We start from the raw sequence: 22,857 nt of genomic DNA, 5'->3' as shown, positions 1-22,857 counted from the left end.
GTTTGCATGAAACCTGCGGCCAGGCTTTATGAGCCTGACTGCAGGTATTTTATACTTGGCGGACGAATGGCGGCTTTGAGCCGTTCAATCTAAATACATAGCCTGCAGGGAGAAAGGGAAAAGGCATGCAACAGCAAAAAACTGTTGAAATGAAAAATATTCACAAACAGTTTCCTTTTGTGAAAGCTGTAGATGGAGCCAGGTTCGATTTATTCAAGGGGGAGATTCATTCTCTTATAGGGGAAAACGGTGCAGGAAAATCCACAATGATGAAAATTCTGTACGGGATGTATCCGATCGATCAGGGTGAAATCTTTTTAAACGGTGAGAAAGTTGATTTAAGTAAATATAATACACATAGTGCCATTCAACACGGCATTGGAATGGTCCATCAGGAATTTATGCTTGTGAAGGAAATGACAGTCCTTGAGAATATTATTCTTGGCGTGGAACCTACAAAAGGAAACTCTAAGATGGCGTTGGATTTTACCGCAGCCCGAAAAAAAATCAATCATTATATAGAAAACTACCAGATGAATGTTCATCTGGATAGAAAAGTATTAAATATATCGGTTGGTGAAATGCAGAGAGTTGAAATTATCAAGGCTCTTTACCGCGGGGCGGATGTACTGATTCTCGATGAGCCCACCGCTGTTCTTACTCCGCAGGAAACTGACAAATTGTTTGAAATTTTGGATATTATGAGAAAAGATGGGGTAACGATTGTATTCATTTCTCATAAGCTCAAAGAGGTTATGGCTATCAGTGACCGCATCAGTGTTATGCGCGGGGGCAGATATGTTGCTACAGTCGATAAGTCTGACACAACGATTCCAGAACTTGCAAAAATGATGGTTGGGCGCGAGGTGTTTCTTGATGGAAAACGTTCTATGGTTGAAATGGGCGAGCCGGTTTTACAGGTAAAGAATGTCTATGTTCCTTCCGAGCGGGAGTTATCCAAAAACAGAGATATTTCTTTTGTGGTTCGGGCGGGAGAAGTTCTCGGTGTTGCCGGTATTGATGGAAATGGGCAAAGTGAACTGGGAGAAGCGATTGCAGGCTTAAGGCCTGTTGAGAAGGGCGAAATTATACTGGGTGATAAAGTGATTTCCAATAAAGCTGCGCATTACGTCAGAGACTGCGGACTTGCCCATATTCCGGAAGACCGTAATGACCGCGGTTTGAATAAGGAGCATACGGTTACCTATAACCTGGTGGCAGCGGAGATTGGAAATGCGCCTTTTTCAAAGTACGGCATCATTTCTGAGAAAGAAATGAGGAAAGTTTCGGAAGAAAGAATAGAACGCTTTGATATCCGGCCACGGGATCCACGTAATTTGGCCATGGGTTTTTCTGGCGGAAATGCGCAGAAAATTGTAGTTGCCCGTGAACTGGGGGCTCCGGGGAAAAAGCTTCTGCTGGCGGCACAGCCGACGCGTGGTGTCGATATCGGCAGTATTGAGGGAATTCGTAAGCTTATTGATCAGGCAAAGCGTGAAGGCCTTGGAGTGCTGCTTATTTCAGCGGATATTGATGAGATTTTGGCTCTTTCCGACAGAATTATTGTTATGTATGAAGGGCGTATATCGGGAGAAGTGGTCAATGACGAAAATCTGACGGATGAGAAGCTTGGTATGCTGATGTTAGGAGGCGAATCGGATGCTAAAAGTGAAGTCTGAGAAATTTGAAACAACTATAAGAATCGTTTTGGCTTTTGTTTTTTCTTTTGTTCTCTTTGGGGTGGTCATTGCGATATGCGGACACAATCCGATAGACGCTTTTTATCAGTTGTTCCGAGGCGGATTTGGGTCCAAGTTTAATTTTGGATCTCTGATTGAAGATTTTATTATGATTTTGACGATTGCATCTGCATACAGTCTGACAAGAAGAATCGGTTACTTCAATTTAGGACTAGAGGGTTCCTTTTATCTTGGCGCAATGTTCTCGGCGGCGCCGGCGTTCCTGCTTCCGGATTTGCCCAAAATTGTAATCATTCCCCTTAGCCTGGCATGCGGTTTTATCGTAGCTGCGTTGTATGGCAGCATATGCGGTATTCTGAAAGCTTATTATAACGTAAATGAGGCATGTACTACCATTTTGATGAACTATGTGGCCATTTTTTTCTGCGACTTTATGATAAACAATGTTTGGGTGTCTCCCGGCTCGCCAATCCCGCAGACCCCCTATGTTCAGGAAAATGCGATGTTTGCTAAATTACCGCTTTCTCCCAGTCGTGCGAGTACTGCAATTTTTATAGCGATTCTGGTTTACATTTTTGTGTACTTTTTGTCCTTTAGAACAACGTTTGGTTTTAAAATCAGAAATGTTGCGACTAATGCGAGGTATTCAGATACCGTGGGCATAAAGTCAAAGCGGGTGGTACTTGCCACGGTAATGCTTAGCTGTGGTCTTGGCGGTATTGCCGGAGGTCTGGAAGTGCTGGGGATTTATGGAACCTTTATTCAGAATTTTTCACAGAATTCAGCGTTCCAGGGCATTATCGCATGTCTGCTTGTAAACAACAACCTGGCGTTGGTGCCGCTTTCTTCCTTCTTCATTTCCTTCACGAGAGCAGGAGGCAGCGGTATGGAATATTATACGGGAATCTCCAGCGCGCTGATTTATACGGTGACACCCCTTATGATTCTTTTTGTTTCCATGGAGAAAATGTTTGATTATAAGAGATTTTTCGGATTTGTCAGAAAAATTTTTGTCCGCAACAAAGAGAATAACTTGAAGGCATAGGGAAGGGGGGAAGAATATGCTTGCAAATTGGTCAGAAATCTTAGAAAAGATATTTTCCTATACATTGATCCACGATGGATTTGTAGCTGCTGTGCCGATTTTTTATGCCTGCATGTGTGCAGTTATAAGCCGACAGGCAAATATCGTTAATATTGCCGCAGAAGGGATTCTTATGTTTGGGGCCTTCTTCGGATTTGCTGCCAGCTATTTTACCGGGAGCTGGATCTGCGGAGTTCTGGCGGGCATGGTGATTGGGGTGTTGGTATCGTGGTTTATGGGAAAAGCCTATCTGAATTATAAGGTGAATATTTTTGTGGTAGGTCTTTCCGTCAATATGATCGCAGCGTCCGGGACACGGTTCCTGTTGAATACCATTTTTGGGGCTAACGGTAACTTTGTCAGTGATAAGGTGCAGGCCATAGCAAAGGTGAATTTGGGATTTCTGAATAAGAATCCGGTGCTTGCCAGTCTTTTCAGCGGCTACGCGGTGACGGATCTGCTTATTATACCACTTGTCATTGTGGTCTGGTACATGTTTTATAAGACGGTATGGGGCCTTCGGCTTCGTTCTGTGGGCTTAAATCCTATGGCATCCATGACAGCGGGGATTGATGTGAAGAAGAAACAGATGCAGGCCCTCCTTCTGTCAGGGGCATGTGCAGGTATTGGCGGCGCCCATCTGTCTTTGGGCTATTCCTGCTTCTTCATTGAGGGTATGAGCGGAGGGAAAGGATTTATGGGAATGGCGGCCATGCAGTTTGGAAATGCCAATCCGTTGGCTGCCGGCGTTGGCTGCGTCTTCTTTGGTATGTCCCAGTCAGTTGCCTCCCGTATTGCGCCCTGGGGTATTCCCAATCAGTTTGTTTCCATGTTCCCTTATGTGGCTACAACGCTGGTTCTTGCTATCACTGTGATTATTCAACGGATGAAACGCCGCAGGGAAGAGTCTGCGCTGGTTGGAAAGAAAGCATGATATTTTAATTCTATAAGAAACTTCGTTTCCTATAGAGCGGCTTTCTCTGGGATGGAAGTGAAGGGAGTATAGTTACGATGATTAGAGAAGAGATAAATGATATTATGGACAGCAGGCAGAGTGATTTTGAAAAAATATCCGATAAAGTATGGGAGTTTGCGGAGACAAGCTTTTTGGAAATACGGTCTGCAAAGATACAGGCAGACTATATGGAAAAAAGAGGTTTTGAAATCATAATGCCTGCAGCAGGGATGGAATCGGGGTTGGTGGCGCATTGGGGAACAGAGGGACCTGTTATTGCCTTTTTGGGTGAACTGGATGCGCTGCCAAACTTAAGCCAGGCGGCTGATGTTGCAGAACCTAAAGCTGTTCAACCAGGAACTCCCGGCCATGGGTGCGGCCATAATCTATTTGGAGCAGGAAGCATGGAGGCTGCATGCGCTGTGAAAGAATATCTGGGAAAACACCATATAAAAGCATCTGTGCGTTATTACGGATGCCCGGCAGAAGAAGGCGGGGGCGGAAAGGTCTACATGGTTCGCGAGGGGTTATTTGATGATGTGGATGCTGTCATTGCCTGGCATCCATACCATTACTGGGACATTACCACTTCAGGAAGGGCAATTACATCGGTTTCCTTCAAATGGGATGGCGTGTCGGCTCATGCTTTACATGCGGAACAGGGCAGGAGCGCTCTCGATGCGCTGGAGCTTATGAATATAGGCTATAATTTTCTCAGAAAATTGGTCCAGGAAGATACCAGAATGTCTTATTCCATCATCGATAGTGGAGGTAAAGCCGCAAATGTGGTTCCTGACCATGCAGAAGGCCTTTATCAGCTCAGGCATCCGGATCAGAACTATTTAAAAGAAGTATTTCAGCGGGTGACAGATATAGCAAAAGGCGCTGCACTTATGACAGGTACTAAAATGTCGGGACCTTTCGTTGCCAGCAGTTATGCAAACTATTTGGTAAACAATACGCTCAATGAAGCTTTAAGAGAAAACATGGAGGAGATTCTTCCGTTGGATTACACAGAAGAAGAATTGGAGTATGGCCGGAAATTTCTGGCGGCAGGCACTCATCCCCAGGCTTTAGAGCCTTACCGGTCTGACATTAATACCGGACAGGAGCTGATTCATTCCGATGTCTGTGATGTCAGCTGGAAAGCTCCGCTAACCCATTTTTTTGGTGTGACTTTAGCTGAGGGGACGAAGCCTCACAACTGGGGAACGGTTGCACAGGGAAAAAGTGACGCGGCAAAACGCGGGATGCATGCATCTGCTAAATTGATGGCAAATCTGGCTCTTGATTTGATCGAGAATCCTGAGTTGTTATTAAGAGCGAAGGCGGAGTTTGAAGAAAGGATTAAAAATAATCCTCCGTATTCTTCGCTGATGGAAGGGTGCTCCCCACAATGATACGGTATGGGGCATTTCAATTTCTTGTACATGAACAGTCAGAAAGGATTAGAATCATGAATAAAATGCTGTACGAAAATTATGTTGCCATACTTGCAAACGAGCTGTTTCCTGCACTCGGATGCACGGAGCCGATCGCTGTGGCATATGCTGCGGCGAAAGCTCGTCAGGTGTTGGGTGAATTGCCTGATAAAATAGACGTAACCTGCAGCGGCAATATTATTAAAAATGTAAAAGGCGTAACAGTTCCGTCATCAGGCGGTCAAAAAGGGGTTGATGTTGCAGCGGTATTGGGGATGGTAGGAGGACAGGCCCATAAGAAACTGGAGGTCTTAAGTGATATCAATGATGCACACCGCCAAAAAACCCGTGAACTTATTGAGCGGGGGATTTGTTCTGTACACCTTCGTGAGGGAGAAGAAAATTTATATATATATTGTGTAGTCAGAAAAGGCAGCAAATGTGCAGCAGTTGAAATCCGGTCTTATCATACGAATATTACGAAGATTGAGCATAATGGAGAGATTATTTTTTCAAAAAGTAATGATACACAGTCTGAGGTGAATGGCGATAAAACTCTGCTCAATATGTGCGATATCTATGATTTTGCAAATCAGGTTCGTATGGAAGATGTATGCGAAATTATAAATCGACAGATTGAGATGAATACGGCGATTGCTGAAGAAGGCATTAAAAGAAACTGGGGAGTGAATGTCGGTTCGGAAGTTATTAAAAATTATGGCAATGATGTGAAATTCCGTGCAGCTGCTTATGCCGCAGCCGGGTCAGATGCACGTATGGGAGGCTGCCCCTTGCCGGTTGTGATTAACTCGGGAAGCGGTAATCAAGGAGTTACTGTTTCCATGCCGGTTATTGTTTATGCCAGGGAGCTTGATGTTTCTCATGAAAAGCTGGTGCGGGCTCTTGTGCTGTCTAATCTGATAGCTTTGAATCAGAAACGTTATATTGGAAGCCTTTCTGCCTATTGCGGTGCTGTCAGTGCGGCTGCCGGAGCAGCCTGCGGCGTGGCGTATCTGTATGATGAGAGTTTCGAGGTGATTTGCAAAACGGTCATTAATTCGGTGGGTACCATCGGTGGTATGATCTGTGACGGAGCAAAACCCAGTTGTGCATCAAAGATCCGGAGTGCTGTTGATACGGCTCTTATGAGTTATATGCTTGCAAAAGACGGATTTGCATTTGCTCATGGGGAAGGATTTGTTGAGGAAGATATCGAGCAGACGATTGCAAATATTGGCCGTATTGGGAGAGTAGGTATGGCGGACACTGACATTGAAATTCTCAATATTATGATTGGAAAATAAGTAAGTTGAGTGGATGCTAACCTTTACAAATTTACAGGAAAGGGGAACGAGATTCCGGTGAGTATTCATTGTTAGCAGATTGATGATTTGCCAGGATTTGAAAATCCTGAGAGAGGTCTTTCCGGGGGTATTCAGGCCACAGGAAATGACCCTAGCAAGGCAAAAAATAAAGAGGAATTTATGGTCAACCTGACAAAGTGTAAATGGCAAGTAAAAGTGCAACATTTTTGGCCATCGAAAGTGCAATACTCAACCTTCATTTTTCCAGGAATGTTTTCATGTGTCCAGAAACTCCATGTGGGTCATGTCCCCGTATCTCTGCCGTGTGGAGCAGAGTTCGAGTGATGAAATGTACTTGAAAAAGCCTTGTGCAAACATATTTGTTTAAATATTGGCAACGATTTGGTAACAGAAAAACCTTACTGATTTTCAAGCATTTTGAAGCTGAAAGTCGGTAAGGTTTTTCGTTTTTGAGGAAGTAAAGCGGTTTTTAATCATCCAGTGTCCTTTTTCATGGCTTCTATGAGATAGTCGCTTAATTTCTTTGAGGGGACTACTTTATGCCTGTGATTCGAGGTATTAAATTCAAGTGTGGGTTATAACTTGTAAAGTATTCCTTGATAAAATGAGTTTAGTACTGAGCTCATCTATTTGAACTGTATTCATATTTAACATTAAATCTTGTTTGAGTAAGAACCCAAATGCAGTCTGATTGCTTTCCGAGAAATCAAGGAAGCCAATTCGCTTACAAGTCAGGATATTTATGCGGCCTTTCTCGGTTAAAACACCATCTGGCATAAAATTTTCATTACTTTACAATACAATGTGAGAAAAGTATAATTAATTATAGAAAATAATATCGGACCGGTAATTAAAACTGTTTTGCGGAGGGAGACTTAGCATGATAATTTTATCATTAATTTCTGGCGGGGAGTGATTACATTCAGGTAATTACAGATTCTACATTAGAGACTCAATCTCATACATATAACAGAATCAGTGTATCTGAATTACCACGAACATTTGAAAATTATATAAAATAATTTACCCATTTACCCATATATCCTAAACATCAGATAAATAAAAATTACAGTAAGATAACCGCACCTAACCCACCATCCATGGAGATGAAAAATATGTTCCAAATTACCGACAAACAATTCCGCGCCGATACCTACGGCCCCCAGCATCACTACCATAACTGGCCCATGCTATACATCTTAGAAAACGGCAAAAAAGCTTACATAGGGGAATCCAACGACGTCACCACCCGCATGTCCCAGCACAAAAGCACGCCGGATAAAAAGATATTCAAAGACGTACACTTTATCTATTCCAGCGAATTCAACAAGTCTGTGACCTTAGACTTCGAATCCCAGCTCATCCAGTTGATGGCCGCGGACGAAATGTTCATCCTGACCAATGACAACCGCGGAATTGCCAACAAAGATTACTACAACAAAGAATACTACGACAATTTTTTCCCAAACCTGTGGAACCAGCTCCGTGCCAAAAATCTGGTCCGAAAGAATATTGCCGAAATAAAAAACTCAGACCTTTTCAAATATTCTCCCTACAAAGAACTCACCTACGACCAGCGCACAGCTGTAGACGAGATATTTACCAGCCTCCAGAACAACTGCCACCACCCGATCATTGTGGAGGGCATGCCCGGCAGCGGCAAGACAATCGTCGCGGTATTCCTGTTCAAATACCTGAGAGACTATACCGACGAGCAGGGAAATACCCCTTATCGTCATAAAAAGATAGGCATTGTCATCCCCCAAACCTCCCTGCGTGCTACCATAAAAACCTTATTCAGCCATATCCAGGGTTTGAAAGCGTCCGAGGTCATCGGCCCGTCCGATGTAACAAAAGAAAGATACGACATCCTGCTGGTGGATGAGGCCCATCGTCTGCACCAGCGTAAAAACATCACCAACATGTATGCCCACGACGGCAACAACAAGAAATTAAATCTGCCGCAAGACGCCACTGAATTAGACTGGATATTCCACCAGACAGATTGTCCGATCCTATTCTACGACAGAGATCAGGTAGTAGGACCCTCCGGTATCAATATAGAACTCATGGGCCGCACGATAAAGCAGAAATTCCAAAACAGGATGGTCACATACCACACCCTGACCAGCCAGATGCGTGTCAAAGGCGGCAGTAATTACATCAAATATATCAAAGACCTTCTGCATAATGACCTGACAAAAAAACAGTCCTTCCCGGACTACGACTTGAAGATCGTAGACTCTTTTGCCGACTTCGAACAACAGCTGGCAGAAAAGGAAAAGGCAGTAAACCTGTGCAGAATGGTAGCCGGTTACGCATGGCCCTGGAAAAGTAAAAAAGATAAGACTATAAAAGATATCAGGATTGAAAATTCAGAGCGTATGTGGAACAACCGCACCAAAAACTGGGTTCACAGCGAAACAGCCCTGGACGAGGTCGGCTGCATCCATTCCATCCAAGGCTACGACCTGAACTACGCGTTTGTAATCCTGGGAAATGACATCAAATACGATCCCGGAAGTAAAAAGGTTGTAATCGACAAAGCAAACTACTTCGACAGAAATGGAAAAGCGACAGCCACAGAAGAAGATCTGGATACCTATATTAAGAATATCTATTACGTACTGATGACCCGTGGCATACTGGGAACCTATCTCTACATTTGCGATCCACATTTGAAGCAATATATGGAGCAGTACATAGATAAAGCGTTCTAAATATTAACCTGCAGAGCGATCGCATTTACATACACTTATATAAATGCAATAAGTGTATAAATAGCTATCTGATAAGCTAATATAATTTTTCTAATAATCTCATAATATTTTATAGCTATGAGCACTTAGCGGCCGTTTTTTGTCCGCTTACGTGCGAGGCATGAAGGATCACCTTTCCACAAATGATAAATTTATTTATAAAAATGGAAAACGTTTTCTTAAAAGACAGATACCACCACGAGAAAAATACAGAAATGAAAGCAAAGTGCACAAAAAATATCCAATAAATTCGTTAAAAGTGCAAGAAATAGCGATAAATACACATCCATATATTGACAATCGTTTTCAAGGATTATATAATAACAACATCAGCTAAGAAGCTATGTCATTCCGGAAACACACGGCAAATCCGCTGTATCAGGGAAAGCCAAAGGATTGTTTTCAATGGAAAAATGTTAAAAAGTATCATAAACTGCAAAAAATATTGTTTCACAGGTAGTAAGACCCAACCGAATGAAGTTTGTCCTCAATATTTTTTTGCCCATTATTGAAAACGTTTCCGAACAAACCTACTGCCGGACATCGCATAGCCGAAGCTTAGTGAAAAATAGCGGCGATCGAAAAATCCCCGCAGACTATTTTTCATTCATCGCACTTAAACGGCCCGAAACCAGCCGCCAAGTGCTCATAATTAAAAAATGAGAAACAACCACGAAAACCCATTCAGGAGAAGGAGAACAAACGATGAAAAAGAAAAGTATGTGCCTGTTACTTACCCTGGCCATGGCTGCCTCCATTTTAACAGGCTGCGGTGACAAAAAAGCAGAGAGCGCCCAGGCGGAAGCCGGCAGCAGCAGTAAAGACGCAGAGACCACCCAGGCCGCGGACAACAGCGGTGAAGACATCACCCTGGCTTTCGTAGGCCCCCAGACCGGAGACAACGCAGAGTACGGTAAGAGCATGAAGACCGCCGCGCAGATCGCGGTTGACGAGTGGAATGAAAAAGGCGGAGTCATCGGCAGAAAGATCAAACTGGTAGACTTTGATGATGCCAACTCCAGCGAGCAGGCTGCTTCCATAGCGGAAAAGATCGTAGGCGACAGCTCCATCAGCGCGGTACTCGGACATTTCGCCAGCGGTGTCGGCATGACGGCCGGAGAGGTTTACCAGGAAGCGGGAATCGCATTAATCAACGGTTCCGCAGCCCACATGGATTTCGCCAAAGTCGGCGACTGCATCTTCCGTAATAATGCCATCTACACCACAGACGCCAACACCATGCTTCAGATCATGGACTATCTGGGCGTTAAGAAGATCGGTACCATCAACCCGAACAACGACGCAGGGGTAGCCGTTACCACAGCCATCCAGGATATGTTGGAGCGCTACGGTGATCAGTACAGCGGGGAACTGGTATTGGCAGAGCTCTATGAAGACGGAACCGTAGACTTTACCGCTACCGTAGCCAAGTTCCAGCAGGCTGGCGTGGAAGCCATCTATTCCTCCGGACCCTACTCCGCGACTGCGCCGTTTATCCAGCAGTACAGAGAAAAAGATAAAGATGTAAAATTCGTAATGTCCGCGGCCTGTTTCTCCCAGGAATTCATCGAACTGGCCGGAAAAGATGCCAACGGCGTTGTATTGGGAACCAGCTTCTTCTATGAGAGCGATGACCCGGCTATCCAGTCCTTTGCCAAAAAATATAACGAAGCTTACGGCTCCAACCCCAGTACCTTTGCCGCACAGGTATATGATGCTGCCAACGCGATCCTGTACGCCATCGAAGCTGGAAACTCCGCGGAAAGAGCGGATATTGTAAAGAATCTTCCCAACACGGATTTCCAGGGCGTAACCGGTAAGATCACCTTCGATGAGGAAGGAAACTGCTTGAAAGAACAGGTCCTTCTGGAGATCGAAGACGGAAAATACGTGGAAATCCCTGGTGTCCTGAAGAGCCAGGCAGACTGGGAAGCAGAAAACATCAAATAGCCCGGTATGACAGCATCTGTCCGGCGGTGCGCCGCTGCCGCCGCCGGACAGGGATTAAGTAAGATATGGAGGTGGCAGCTTGCTACTCGAACAGATTTTAAACGGTGTGATGCTGGGGATGGTATATGCGCTGATCGCGGTTGGTTATTCCCTGGTATTCGGTATCCTCAGACTTTTGAATATGGCGCATGGATCGATTTTCGCGTTCGGAGCGCATATGGCCTTGTTCGCGGTGGCCATGCAGTGGGGTATGCCGGCGGCTTTTGTATTCTCGATTCTTATGACCGGCTTGCTGGGCATGGTGATGGACCGGGTGATCCTGGCGCCGCTGCGGGCGAAAAACGCGCCCAATATTACCTGTCTGATCTCGGTTATCGGCGTATCCTATATTATACAGAACATGTTAATGATTTGTTTTGACAGTACGAAAAAAACATTTCCTAAGCTTTTCGACTTTGGGAATGTGGAGATATTCGGTGTGACGCTGACCAGCGCGCAGATCATGATGTTTTTAATCGCGTTGGTGTTCCTGATCATCCTGACCGTCATTGTGAACAAGACCAAGATCGGACTGGCCATGAGAGCTTCCAGAGAAAATTCAAAAGCCGCCAACCTGATGGGAATCGATGTGAAGAAGGTCGTTACCTTCACCTTTTTCCTCAGTGGTATGTGTGCTGCGGTAGCCGGTGTACTGGTATCCGGTTATTACCAGATGGTCTACTGTACCATGGGTACGGACGCGGGGCTCAAAGGCTTCTCGGCTGCGGTTCTGGGAGGAATCGGCGTGCTCTATGGATCGGTCGTGGGCGGTATCGTCGTAGGTGTGGCGGAGGCCCTGGCCGTAGCGTTCCTGGGCGGAAGCTTTCGAAGCGCCATCGCGTATGTCGTATTGTTCCTGGTACTGCTGATCCGCCCGTCGGGGCTGTTTGGCAAAGATAATATTGATAAAGTCTAAGGGAGGAAAGCTATGAAAATACTAGGTGACATCTATGCGAAGTTTACGGATTTCCTGGATGCGAAGAAAAAAATAGTGATCCCGGCGCTTTATCTGGTCCTGATCCTGGTTCCGTTCTTATTCAAAAGCCAGTATTTCTTAAGAGTGCTGTGCCTGATCGGAATCTACGCGATCCTGACCATGAGCCTGAACCTGATCGCGGGCTATATGGGACAGACTTCCATGGGACATGCGGCGCTCTATTGTCTGGGCGGATATTTCTCGGGTCTTTTGGGATCAAAACTGGGATGGCCCTTCTGGATCACATTGATTTTTGGAATCATCGGAGGAGCGATCGGCGGACTGGTTCTGGGTATCGCTACGATGCGGCTCTCCGGTTCTTATCTGGCCGTGATCACACTGGCCTTCGGCGAAGTGGTGGAGATGATTATCCTCAACTTCAACAGTGTTACCAACGGACCGCTGGGTGTGCGGAATATTCCGCGGCCAAGCCTGTTCGGCTGGGAATTCACCACCTCCAACGGCGGCTTCTACTGGCTGATGCTGGTGCTGGTTACTGTAGCGGTGCTGGTTAGCCTGGCAGTGTTAAAGTCCAAGTTCGGCCGTGCGGTGATCGCCATCAAGGAAGATGAGCTGGCCGCGAAACTGATGGGAGTTAATACAGCGAAATACCGGGTACAGACGATTATATTGTCCGGTGCCATGGCAGGTATGGCCGGAGCGTTTTACGCGTCCATGAACCGCTATATCGACGCCAACTCCTTTAACTTTGATATTTCCATGACGATCCTGTGTATCGTGATATTCGGAGGCCTGGGTTCCATACCGGGTATGATCGTCGGCTCGCTCCTGCTGATCGCATTCCCCGAGGTGCTGCGTGCGCTGGCGGATTACCGGTTTGTGGTATACGGACTGCTGCTGATACTGATGATGCGCTTCCGGCCCCAGGGACTTCTGGGCGGCTTAAGCAAAAAGCCCTATAAGCTTCCGCGGGGAGTGACACTTCCGAAGCAGCTACAGGCTCAGAAGGAAGGCAGCAAAGGAAAGCAGGTGGGATGATGGCGTTGTTAAAGGTAAATGAGATTACAAAGGTTTTCGGCGGTCTGATTGCTGTGGAGGACGTCAGCTTCGAAGTAAATAAAGGGGAGATCGTCAGTATCATAGGTCCTAACGGCGCTGGGAAGACCACGATATTTAACATGCTGACCGGTGTCTATAAAGTAAATAAGGGCACCGTCGAATTTGAAGAGAAAGAGATTCAGAACAAGGCGCCGCGGGAGATTGTCAAAGCCGGAATGGCCCGTACCTTCCAGAATATCCGTCTGTTCCCCACGATGCGGGTGATTGAAAACGTCCTGGTAGGGGATCACATTAACATTAATTATAATTTCCTGGATCTGCTTTTCCGCACGAAAAGATTCCGGAAATCGGAACAAGAGGCGGCCCAGAAAGCCATTGATCTGTTAGAGTCCCTGGAGTTGGGAGACCAGATCAACAATTATGCGAAGAATCTTCCCTACGGAATGCAGAGGAAATTGGAGATTGCCCGGGCCATTGCCACGAACGCGAAGCTGATCATCCTGGATGAGCCGGCCGCGGGCATGAATCCTCAGGAATCCGAGGAGCTGATGAATTTTATTCTGAAACTCCGTCAGAACGGGCATACCATACTGCTGATCGAACATGATATGAGCGTGGTCATGAACATATCCGACCGGATCTACGTGATCGACCACGGCAGAAAGATCGCAGAAGGGCTTCCCGCAGAAATCGCAAGGGATGAGCAGGTTATCCGCGCTTATCTCGGGAGTGGAGGTGTAGAAAAAGATGCCGAACAAGATGCTTGAGATTCATGACATACATACTTACTACGGGAGTATCCACGCGCTCAAAGGGGTCAGCCTGGAAGTGCTGGAAGGTGAGATCGTAACGCTGATCGGCAGCAACGGCGCCGGTAAGAGTACCACAGTCAGCAGCATTACCGGCACGGCCCCCGCGTCCAGCGGCAGCATTATCTTCAGCGGGCAGGATATAACGAAGATGAAATCCTGCAGCATCACCCGGATGGGCATCGGGGTTTCCCCGGAAGGCCGTGAAGTATTCGGCGGGTTAAGCGTTCAGGACAACCTTCAGATCGGGGCTTTCACCCGTAAAAATAAAAAAGAGATCGCCGCTTCCTATGAAGAAGTATATGATCTGTTCCCCAGGCTTAAGGAGAGAAGAAAACAGTCCGCGGGCACGCTCTCAGGCGGAGAACAGCAGATGCTGGCCATCGGCAGGGCGCTGATGAGCAAGCCGAAACTGCTTCTGTTAGATGAGCCGTCCATGGGGCTGGCGCCGAATCTGGTGGAAATGATTTTTGAATTGATATTAAAGATAAATAAAACCGGCGTGACGATCCTGCTGATCGAACAGAACGCCAATATGGCCCTGCAGATCGCGGACAGAGGTTATGTCCTGGAGACTGGGAGGGTGACCTTAAGCGACTCCGCGAAAGCGCTGCAGACCAATGATGATGTACGGAAAGCTTATCTGGGTTCCGCATAACAGCGGCATCTCGGATTTGCATATAAATGATGGGAGCACCCTGCGGGTGTACCTGTATGCCTTGAGAAACAGGTAATAATAAAGATAAAAAGAGGAGAACAAATCATGTCAAACGAAGAAAGAGTACAGTACAACAAAAAGGATAACTATACATACGATGAAGTGCGTCAGATGATCGAATCCGCCCTGGAAGACCGGGCCAGATATCTGGGATTTTTCTACAAGGTAATGCCCAGGGAACTCTTTGATCTGTATGCCAAAAAAGCGTTGTACGCATACGGTGAGCACAAAGCGGCATCCGGCTGCGGAGCCGGCAGCGACGGGAATCCCAAAGGTATGGCTGAATTTCTGGTATCCTGCAACGGCGTGTCTAACACTCTGGCAGTTGGGAACTGTATCTGCGACGAGACCGATGAGTATGCGACCGTCCGTATGGCAGGCAAATGCGCCCTGGTTCAGGGATGGGAAAACATGGGACTTGAGCCCGAAGAAGTGGAATATCTGTGTGATATCGCGAGCTACGGCGATTACGGCCATGCCAATGCGTTAGATTTACAGGGAACCTGGCTGTGTACCAGCGCGAAAAAAGGCTGTGAATACTGCGATTTCCGGATTGAAAAGTTAAAAGAAAAAACGATTGTCTAATTAAACATCTTAAGCGGCTGCGAAAGGGGGGTAACTCCTTTCGCAGAGCGGATGGAAGAAATATGTGCACCGCTATTCCCAAACAGAAGAATATGCTATAATAGTATAATCAGGCCAAAATCTTGGGATAAGAATGGCTGTCTTAGAATTGATGAGGATAACGGATCTTAAGGAGAGATTGGGGAAAATGATGGAAATAGGGAGTACATACAAATGAGTGAAGTAGGAATCAAAGATGTGGCCAGACTGGCTAATGTCGGAATCGCGACAGTTTCAAGGGTACTAAATAATTCGGCCGGAGTCAGCGATGAACTGAAGGAACGGGTGCTGGACGCGGCGCATCAGATTGGGTATACGACGAACCCCATTGCCCGTACACTAAAGAATGCCAAGACAGATACGATCGCGCTGATCGTTACTTCATTAAAACGTAACTTCTATATTGATTTGATAAAAGGGGTCAGTGACGTCTGCAAGGAAAACAGCTACAGTGTCCACGTGCTGGAAAGCGAGGACAGTGTGGAGGAAGAGATGAAGATGGTAGAAACGCTGGTGCATCAATGGATCGACGGTATTATCCTGGTCCCTTCCGTATCCCGCGCGGATAAAAAAACCGAAGCTTATCTGAAGTCTCTGAGCAGGCTCAAGAAGAAGGAGATCAATATCCCGGTGGTTCAGCTGGAAGTCCCGTGCCTGAACCCGTATGTGGACAGCGTGGTGGTTGATCACGACGAGTTAGCTTACCAGGCGGTCATGCATTTAACGGAAATCGGCAGGAAGCATATTGCCTATATATCCGTGCCGGAGAATTCCCCCATGGCCCAGCAGCGGATGAACGGTTACAAACGGGCGCTGCAAAAAGAGGGGCTGGCCATCGATGAAGAACTGATCATCTGCGGGCGCTTTGAGGTGCTCGAAGGGTATCGCTGCATGAAGGAACTGCTGATGAAGCGCAAAGAGATCGACGCTGTCTTCGCGTCCAATGACCAGATGGCAGTGGGAGCGCTCTATGCCTGCAAGGAAGCGGGGATTCGGATTCCCGAGGATATCGCTTTGATCGGAAATGACTGTGTCGCATTGTCTGCGGTGTCATCTCCCGCGATTTCCACCATCAGTATGCCGAAATATGAATATGGCAGGTCTGCGGCTGAACTTTTGCTGGACCGCATCCGGAATCCAAAGGAAGAATCGGTGAAAGGAGAAGTCTTACCGATACAGACGGAAGTGGTGATCCGCGAATCCACCTTGAAATCAGCTAAAAAAAGTCTGGGCACTATGATCATCGAGTAGGAGGCTAAGATGAAACAGATATCGATAGGAAATGGTGCCATGAACGCGTCCGAGCTGGCGCTTGGATGTATGAGAGACTGCCGGATACCCTTTGAAGAGGCGGAAAGCCTGGTGTTGACGGCAGCAGAAGAAGGAATCAACTATTTTGACCATGCGGATGTATACGGTTTCGGGGACGCGGAACTGGTGTTTGGAAAGATCCTGGACAGAAACCCCGGCCTTAGAAACCGCATCCGTATACAATCGAAATGTACACTGATCCGGGACGCGGAAAAGACCCTGTACCTGGATACCACGAAGAAACATATTCTGGAGTCGGTAGACGCAAGCCTTAAGAGGCTTCACACGGATTATCTGGATACCTATATGCTGCATCACCCGGATACTCTGATCGAGCCGGAGGAAGTCGCGGAGGCTTTTGATATCCTGCAGGCCAGCGGTAAAGTCCGTTTCTTCGGTGTCAGTAACTTTAAAATGATGGATCTTGCTTATCTGCAGTCCTGTCTGAAACAGAAACTTATCATCAATCAGATGCAGCTCAGCGTTGCTCATACGGAATTGATCGATTCCACGAATTCCATCAAACTGAACGAAGAACATAATATCGACAGGAGCGGATCGGTGCTTACGTATATGCGGATGAATGGTATCACAGCACAGGCATGGTCCCCGTTTCAGGTAGGATTCTACGGCGGAGTCTTTATGGGCGATCCCAAATATCCAACTCTCAACCAGGTAGTAAACCGGTTGTGTGAAGAAAAGAACGCTTCCCCTTCCGCGGTGGCGATCGCCTGGATCCTAAGGCATCCGGCGAAAATACAGCCATTGATCGGAACCACGAATAAGGAGAGGCTGAAAGATATCTGTACGGCCAGCAATGTGAAGCTGAGCCGGGAAGAGTGGTATGAGCTCTATCGGGCGACATTGAACGATGAGGGAAGAGTACAGCTGGGTAATTCCAATCAGAAACCGGCGAAATAAGAATCGTGCCGCACTGCATGCGGATGTAACGGGAGGAACGCGCAGAGCGTATACCTGAATGGAGGCCGCAGTAAATGCGGCACTGGAGGAACGCGCAGAGCGCATACCTGAATGGAGGCCGCAGTAAATGCGGCACTGGAGGATAATATGAAACAGGGAATTTATCATGGGTGTATTGAAATATTGGAGGCGGAACTGATTCCTGCGCTTGGGTGTACGGAGCCTATAGCCATTGCCTATGCGTCAGCGAAAGCCAGGGAAGTGTTGGGTGATTTCCCAGAGAAGATCACCGTCTCCAGCAGCGGTAATATCGTGAAAAATGTGAAGGGTGTGGTGGTTCCGGCCACAGGCGGGTTAAAAGGGATCGAAGCGGCAGCCCTGATCGGAGCCGTGGGAGGGGACTCCTCCCTGGAACTGGAAGTGTTAAGTAATATAACGGAAGAACACAGAAGACGGACCAAGGAGCTGATGGAGGAAGGGGTCTGTACCGCGGCCCTGTTGAATTCCACGGCTAAGCTGCATATCGTAGTGGAAATGCAGAAAGGGGATCAGACCTCTAAAGTGGAAGTGATTCATACCCACACAGGTATCGTACGGATTGAAAAAAATGGAGAAATTCTGCTGGATATACCTCACGACGAGGAAGAGATGGAAGCGGAAGTGGCGATGGATTTCCTGAACATCCCCGCCATCTATGAGTTCGCGCAGAATGTCCGGATCGAAGATGTAAAACCGGTCCTGGAACGTCAGATAGAATATAACACCACGATTGCGGAATATGGTTTAAAACATACCTACGGAGCCAATGTGGGCGCCATGCTGATAAAGATGTACGGGGATAATGTCAGCGCCCTGGCCAAAGCGATGCCTGCCGCCGGGTCCGACGCCAGAATGGGCGGATGTGAACTGCCGGTGGTGATCAATTCGGGAAGCGGGAACCAGGGGATGACCGTCTCGCTGCCGGTTATTGTCTATGCCAGAGAATTGAAAGCTACAGAAGAACAGCTGTACCGCGCCCTGTGTATCAGTAATCTGACTGCCGTATATCAGAAAAAGGAGATCGGAAGGTTATCCGCCTACTGCGGAGCGGTAAGCGCGGGGGCGGGGGCCGGAGCCGGCATCGCCTATCTGCTGGGCGGCGGTGTGGAGGAGATCGGCGCGGTGGTTACAAATACCCTGGCCAATGTGGCAGGTATTGTGTGCGACGGAGCGAAAGCCTCCTGCGCCGCCAAGATTGCGTCCAGTGTGGAAGCTGCTCTGATGGCGATCAACCTTACGTTTGGAGGCCGGACGTTCAGCCCCGGTGAAGGGATCGTGAAGGAAGATGTGAACGATACGGTGGAAGGGGTCGCTATGATTGCCCGGGAGGGTATGAGAATTACGGATGAAGTAATTCTGGATGTGATGATTAATTCCTGAGGTTAATCTTAGCCTGGAGTGGCTGTCGCGCTAACGATTAAAAATCGTGAAGCGGCAGCTTCCTTTTTGCCTGTTTTTCTCTTTTTATTACCTTTAGTGCTTATTTTAAAGCTTTCTCATTTGGAATGGCGCACTTTAATAGACCTGAAAATCAGGTTTACTTTTTTAATTTGAAGTTTCTAAATTTAAGCACTTTTCAACGCAAACAGATGGGTTCCCGTTTTACCTTTCTGAATTTTGTGATGAAGCTTATTCAGGTTTTTTGCCATAGCCAGAAGAACACTCTCCGCAAGAACATTTACACCACCTCTACTTAGGTATCTGCGAAACCGCATATTCTGTTTTAAATCCCCAAAAGAACCTTCTGCCTGTATACTTCTGTTTATCCGTAAAAGAATCCCTTCCTCCGTAAGAATCCGTTCCAATTCTGCCTGTACTTTAGAAATGTCCTTGCTACAGTCTCCTCCCTCTGAACAGTAATAAAACAGAATAGGTCTGGCTTTCATTGCGAATCCAATTAATTTAATATATAATCAGATAAATACATGAGGATAAAGAGGTATAATCATGAACTCTGTTTCGTTAGAGCAAATCCGCCAATTCCGCCTTCATACGCACCATCTGGACACTTGGTATCCAAAAAAGGATATACTGAAAGCCGCAGGCGCCTGCGGCCTTCAGAACTCTCCGCCCGGCGCATGGGAAAACGCGTTATATAACCGGGTGGCAGGGTGTTCATTGGAAGATTTGAGACAGATGCTGGAAGTTGAAAAGACACTTTTGCAGGCATGGAGTTTTCGAGGCACACCCGTGGTATTCCCGGCTTCGGAAAGTGATACGTTTTTATCAGGGCTCGTTTCCGGGCAGGACGAGCCATGGATCTATACACAGGGGATTCAGCTGGCGCTGGATTTTTTACAAATGTCCTTTGAAGAGGCGCTGGCGCTGCTAAAGCAGGTCATACCGAAGCTGGACGGCGAAGTGCTGAAAAGTAAGACTGCGCTGGACCAGACGTTGGCGGAATGGGTGCGGCCGCTTCTGCCGGAGGATAAAAGAGAGCTGTGGGATAAGCCGTCCATGTACGGAAATCCGGATAAACAGACCGTCGGAGGGGCTGTGGTCTCGTTTTTGCTGCGGCCCTGCGCTTTTATGGGATTGGTGGTTTTTGGAAAAAGAGAGGGGATCAGCCCTTCTTTTACCTCATACAAGCACTGGACCGGGCATTCCATCGGGGGCAATGGGGATCCAGGATATAAGCTGGTGAGGAAATATCTTCACTGTTTCGGCCCCGCCAGCCCCGGCGGCTTCGCGGATTGGCTGGGGTGTTCCCCGGTACAGGCCGGCCGGATCTGGAAGACAGTTTTAGAGGAAATCGAGCCTGTCAGCCCGTCAGGGAGAGAACGGTTTATATTGTCAGAGGATCGGGAACTGCTCTTTTCGCCGCCGGAGCCGGAGAGAAAAATACATCTGCTGGGTGGACATGATCCTTATCTGGGACTGCAGGACCGCGAAGTGCTTCTGGAGGACAGGGCGCGGCAAAAACAGATATGGCAGACCGTCTCAAATCCAGGCGCGGTATTATGGCAGGGAAAAATAGCGGGTATGTGGAAATCCAGGAAGAAGGGGAAAGGACTGGATATAGAAGTCACCTTATGGGAAACGTCGGATGGATACGATAAGAATATAGAGAATAAAAAGGATATAGAGAATTTAATTGACCAGTATATTTTATTTCAACAACTTAAGCTGAATCGTATTACGTTTATAACATTAGGATGATCTGACTGAACGAATACGGCTATCGATACCTCCTTATTCTGCAGAGAAATAAAGGGGTGTTTTGGTAGCTTAGATCATTTTCCATATATGAGAATACACGGACGATTCTCTGTCAACTCTAAGAAGAAAAGCTTCTTGTATATTGCGTTATTAGACTTCGCTTATATCAATCATATAAATATGCACCATAATTCTAATTCAAATTGCCGGGACCAGCCGTGAGCCAAAAGAATTGGGGATGTTATGAAACATACTATAAAAACAGGACTGCGGGCAGGATTGAAAAATTGGAGTACCCTGCTGTGTTTTGAGATCTTATATAAAATCATAGGTGTCAGTCTCATGGGGAATATCACAGAGGGGCTTCTGAACGCCATTCTGAAGACAGGGAATGTGGCGTTTATCAGCCAGGAGAATATCGGTTCTGTGATCAGCAGACCATTGACTATCGTGATTCTTCTGGGCGGCCTCATAATATTCACCTATTATGTGTACTTCGAGATCGCGGCACTGCTCATCTGCTGCGAGGCGGGCTGGCGGGGGGAACATCTGACGGTCTGGGCCCTCTGGAAACAGGCGTTTCTTCGCTCACTGCGTGTGTTCCATTATAAAAATCTGCCAGTTGTCCTGGCGCTTCTGCCAGTGATCGGCCTATCCGTATTTCCGCTGACGAACAGCCTTTTGAAAGGATTCCGGATTCCGGAGTTCATTATGGATTTTATACAGAACAATTTTTTAATGCTGACAGTATTTGTTCTGGTTCTGACGCTGCTGAATGTATTGCTGTTCTTTACCCTGTTCAGCTTTCCGGCCGTGATACTGAAGGGGGATCATTTTATTGGGTCATGGCGGCAGAACGCCCGGCTCATGAAGAAGAAAAAATGGAAGACCGCGCTATGGCTGCTGGCTTGTATTCTGGCTTTTCTGCTGGTCGCTTTCATCGGTTTTGTGATGATGGTTCTGATTCTGTGGGGAGTGTGCAGGCTGGAAGCTTTCCCGGCCGGAGAAAAGAGCCTGTTTGAATTTTACTATCTGAAGTGGAGCGCCATGGGGGCTGTGGCCCTGAGCATGTTAGGATCGGTGGCTCTTTCTTCCACGGTAATCACGCTCTATCATGACGATCAGGGAGATATACAGCCGCAGCCGCAGAAGAAGAAACCTACGGTGAAAAGCGTTCTGCGCCGTACTGTAGCTATAGCAGCCACGCTGGCTATGCTGGCCGTTTACAGCGAGACAGAGCTGGGGGGAAATATCGTTTATCCCACGGACGGAAAGACAGAGATCGTGGCCCACAGGGCGGGTGCCGTCTTTGCGCCGGAGAATACCCTGGCGGCACTGCGGGAGGCTGTGGCCGCGGGAGCCGACATGGCGGAGATCGATGTCCAGCAGACCAGGGACGGGGCCCTGGTGATTCTGCATGACGCGAATCTAAAGCGGACGACCGGCCTGGATGCCAATATATGGGAGGTGGATGAAAAGACCGTGCGGGACCTGGACGCGGGTACCTCATTTTCCAGTGAATTCCGGGGCGAACCGGTACCGACTCTGATGGAAATGCTGGAAGCTTCCCAAAACCGTATCCAGCTTATGATCGAACTGAAATCCACCGGGCATGAACACGGACTGGTGGAGAAGACAGTGGAACAGATCCGGTCCGTCCATATGGAACAGTCGTGTATCATTGCTTCCATGGACCAGGAACTGCTGAAAGAAAGTAAGAAGCTGGCGCCTGAGATCAGAACGGTATACATTACGGCGCTTTTGTATTCCGATCTGTATGATTTGGACTATGCGGACGGGTACAGCGTGGAGACGACTTCCCTGACTTCCGTTATGCTGATACAGGCACATTTGGAGGGAAAAAAGGTCTACGCCTGGACGGCGAATAAGGAAAAAAATATCAAGAAAATCCTCCGCATCGGTGCCGATGGGCTGGTGACGGATAATCCGGAACTGGCCAGGTATTATCAGGACTCCGTTGGGGAAAATATGCTGCTGCAGCTCCTGACCGACATGTTATATGGAAGCTCGTAAACATAAACCGGGA

18 protein-coding genes and 1 pseudogene are annotated in these 22,857 nt (G+C 47.3%); 18 read left to right on the top strand and 1 reads right to left on the bottom strand.

The window, feature by feature from the left end:
• Positions 1–125: 125 nt before the first annotated feature.
• The 16 genes from KTH90_RS17910 (at position 126) to KTH90_RS17835 (ending at position 19,031) form a co-directional block, all read left to right on the top strand.
• On the top strand, positions 126–1,679 hold the full coding sequence (locus KTH90_RS17910; RefSeq protein WP_238727198.1) for an ABC transporter ATP-binding protein: 1,554 nt from the start codon (positions 126–128) through the stop codon (positions 1,677–1,679).
• A complete protein-coding gene (locus tag KTH90_RS17905; RefSeq protein ID WP_238727197.1) occupies positions 1,660–2,745 on the top strand; it encodes an ABC transporter permease in 1,086 nt (361 codons plus the stop codon). The genes KTH90_RS17910 and KTH90_RS17905 overlap by 20 nt, the downstream gene beginning before the upstream one ends.
• 16 nt (positions 2,746–2,761) lie before the next feature.
• Positions 2,762–3,718, top strand: coding sequence for an ABC transporter permease (locus tag KTH90_RS17900; protein ID WP_238727196.1), 957 nt, complete (start codon positions 2,762–2,764; stop codon positions 3,716–3,718).
• 77 nt (positions 3,719–3,795) lie between these two features.
• Positions 3,796–5,139, top strand: a complete 1,344-nt coding sequence (locus KTH90_RS17895) for an amidohydrolase (protein ID WP_238727195.1) — start codon at positions 3,796–3,798, stop codon at positions 5,137–5,139.
• A 56-nt stretch (positions 5,140–5,195) separates the two neighbouring features.
• Positions 5,196–6,464: an L-cysteine desulfidase family protein gene (locus KTH90_RS17890; RefSeq protein ID WP_238727194.1), complete on the top strand. Its 1,269-nt coding sequence runs from the start codon at positions 5,196–5,198 to the stop codon at positions 6,462–6,464.
• Between the two features lie 87 nt (positions 6,465–6,551).
• Complete coding sequence (locus KTH90_RS25345; protein WP_238727193.1) at positions 6,552–6,809, top strand: L-rhamnose isomerase; 258 nt, start codon at positions 6,552–6,554, stop codon at positions 6,807–6,809.
• Positions 6,810–7,600: 791 nt separating this feature from the next.
• Complete coding sequence (locus KTH90_RS17880; RefSeq protein ID WP_238727192.1) at positions 7,601–9,205, top strand: DNA/RNA helicase domain-containing protein; 1,605 nt, start codon at positions 7,601–7,603, stop codon at positions 9,203–9,205.
• Positions 9,206–9,949: 744 nt separating this feature from the next.
• Positions 9,950–11,194: an ABC transporter substrate-binding protein gene (locus tag KTH90_RS17875; RefSeq protein ID WP_238727191.1), complete on the top strand. Its 1,245-nt coding sequence runs from the start codon at positions 9,950–9,952 to the stop codon at positions 11,192–11,194.
• 79 nt (positions 11,195–11,273) lie between these two features.
• Positions 11,274–12,149 carry a branched-chain amino acid ABC transporter permease gene (locus KTH90_RS17870; protein WP_238727190.1) on the top strand — a complete coding sequence of 292 codons (876 nt, stop codon included), beginning with the start codon at positions 11,274–11,276 and terminating at the stop codon, positions 12,147–12,149.
• A 12-nt stretch (positions 12,150–12,161) separates the two neighbouring features.
• Entirely contained in the window at positions 12,162–13,208 is a 1,047-nt protein-coding gene (locus tag KTH90_RS17865; RefSeq protein ID WP_238727189.1) for a branched-chain amino acid ABC transporter permease, read from the top strand.
• Positions 13,208–13,996 (top strand): ABC transporter ATP-binding protein, encoded by a 789-nt coding sequence (locus KTH90_RS17860; protein ID WP_238727227.1) that lies wholly within the window; start codon positions 13,208–13,210, stop codon positions 13,994–13,996. Before KTH90_RS17865 ends, KTH90_RS17860 begins: the two co-directional genes overlap by 1 nt.
• Positions 13,989–14,696 (top strand): ABC transporter ATP-binding protein, encoded by a 708-nt coding sequence (locus KTH90_RS17855; RefSeq protein WP_238727226.1) that lies wholly within the window; start codon positions 13,989–13,991, stop codon positions 14,694–14,696. The genes KTH90_RS17860 and KTH90_RS17855 overlap by 8 nt, the downstream gene beginning before the upstream one ends.
• 105 nt (positions 14,697–14,801) lie before the next feature.
• Complete coding sequence (locus KTH90_RS17850) at positions 14,802–15,341, top strand: hypothetical protein (RefSeq protein WP_238727188.1); 540 nt, start codon at positions 14,802–14,804, stop codon at positions 15,339–15,341.
• A gap of 213 nt (positions 15,342–15,554) precedes the next feature.
• Positions 15,555–16,631 carry a LacI family DNA-binding transcriptional regulator gene (locus KTH90_RS17845; protein WP_238727187.1) on the top strand — a complete coding sequence of 359 codons (1,077 nt, stop codon included), beginning with the start codon at positions 15,555–15,557 and terminating at the stop codon, positions 16,629–16,631.
• A 9-nt stretch (positions 16,632–16,640) separates the two neighbouring features.
• On the top strand, positions 16,641–17,612 hold the full coding sequence (locus KTH90_RS17840) for an aldo/keto reductase (protein ID WP_238727186.1): 972 nt from the start codon (positions 16,641–16,643) through the stop codon (positions 17,610–17,612).
• Positions 17,613–17,759: 147 nt separating this feature from the next.
• Positions 17,760–19,031, top strand: coding sequence for an L-cysteine desulfidase family protein (locus tag KTH90_RS17835; RefSeq protein ID WP_238727185.1), 1,272 nt, complete (start codon positions 17,760–17,762; stop codon positions 19,029–19,031).
• Between the two features lie 185 nt (positions 19,032–19,216).
• Here the strand turns inward: KTH90_RS17835 and KTH90_RS25340 are convergent.
• Positions 19,217–19,491: pseudogene (locus tag KTH90_RS25340) on the bottom strand (transposase); the annotation flags it as partial.
• A 107-nt stretch (positions 19,492–19,598) separates the two neighbouring features.
• On the opposite strand from KTH90_RS25340, the gene KTH90_RS17825 reads away from it, so the two are divergent.
• Together KTH90_RS17825 and KTH90_RS17820 are read left to right on the top strand one after the other, a co-directional pair.
• Positions 19,599–20,810 carry a winged helix DNA-binding domain-containing protein gene (locus tag KTH90_RS17825; protein ID WP_238727184.1) on the top strand — a complete coding sequence of 404 codons (1,212 nt, stop codon included), beginning with the start codon at positions 19,599–19,601 and terminating at the stop codon, positions 20,808–20,810.
• 243 nt (positions 20,811–21,053) lie between these two features.
• Complete coding sequence (locus KTH90_RS17820) at positions 21,054–22,844, top strand: glycerophosphodiester phosphodiesterase family protein (RefSeq protein ID WP_238727183.1); 1,791 nt, start codon at positions 21,054–21,056, stop codon at positions 22,842–22,844.
• The last annotated feature ends 13 nt before the right edge of the window (positions 22,845–22,857 follow it).

It is taken from the genome of Diplocloster modestus (assembly GCF_019042245.1).
Taxonomy (GTDB): domain Bacteria; phylum Bacillota; class Clostridia; order Lachnospirales; family Lachnospiraceae; genus Diplocloster; species Diplocloster modestus.
The sequence above is the reverse complement of the archived record's forward strand: the minus strand, read 5'-3'. Positions and strand labels throughout refer to the sequence as shown.

Bases quoted from the DNA above. Each gene is read 5' to 3' on its own strand.
- KTH90_RS17840 (WP_238727186.1), top strand. From the start codon at position 16,641: ATGAAACAGATATCGATAGGAAATGGTGCCATGAACGCGTCCGAGCTG.
- KTH90_RS17825 (WP_238727184.1), top strand. From the start codon at position 19,599: ATGAACTCTGTTTCGTTAGAGCAAATCCGCCAATTCCGCCTTCATACG.
- KTH90_RS17865 (WP_238727189.1), top strand. From the start codon at position 12,162: ATGAAAATACTAGGTGACATCTATGCGAAGTTTACGGATTTCCTGGAT.
- KTH90_RS17855 (WP_238727226.1), top strand. From the start codon at position 13,989: ATGCTTGAGATTCATGACATACATACTTACTACGGGAGTATCCACGCG.
- KTH90_RS17890 (WP_238727194.1), top strand. From the start codon at position 5,196: ATGAATAAAATGCTGTACGAAAATTATGTTGCCATACTTGCAAACGAG.
- KTH90_RS17910 (WP_238727198.1), top strand. From the start codon at position 126: ATGCAACAGCAAAAAACTGTTGAAATGAAAAATATTCACAAACAGTTT.
- KTH90_RS17880 (WP_238727192.1), top strand. From the start codon at position 7,601: ATGTTCCAAATTACCGACAAACAATTCCGCGCCGATACCTACGGCCCC.
- KTH90_RS17850 (WP_238727188.1), top strand. From the start codon at position 14,802: ATGTCAAACGAAGAAAGAGTACAGTACAACAAAAAGGATAACTATACA.
- KTH90_RS17875 (WP_238727191.1), top strand. From the start codon at position 9,950: ATGAAAAAGAAAAGTATGTGCCTGTTACTTACCCTGGCCATGGCTGCC.
- KTH90_RS17905 (WP_238727197.1), top strand. From the start codon at position 1,660: ATGCTAAAAGTGAAGTCTGAGAAATTTGAAACAACTATAAGAATCGTT.
- KTH90_RS17860 (WP_238727227.1), top strand. From the start codon at position 13,208: ATGGCGTTGTTAAAGGTAAATGAGATTACAAAGGTTTTCGGCGGTCTG.
- KTH90_RS17845 (WP_238727187.1), top strand. From the start codon at position 15,555: ATGAGTGAAGTAGGAATCAAAGATGTGGCCAGACTGGCTAATGTCGGA.
- KTH90_RS17820 (WP_238727183.1), top strand. From the start codon at position 21,054: ATGAAACATACTATAAAAACAGGACTGCGGGCAGGATTGAAAAATTGG.
- KTH90_RS17835 (WP_238727185.1), top strand. From the start codon at position 17,760: ATGAAACAGGGAATTTATCATGGGTGTATTGAAATATTGGAGGCGGAA.
- KTH90_RS17895 (WP_238727195.1), top strand. From the start codon at position 3,796: ATGATTAGAGAAGAGATAAATGATATTATGGACAGCAGGCAGAGTGAT.
- KTH90_RS17900 (WP_238727196.1), top strand. From the start codon at position 2,762: ATGCTTGCAAATTGGTCAGAAATCTTAGAAAAGATATTTTCCTATACA.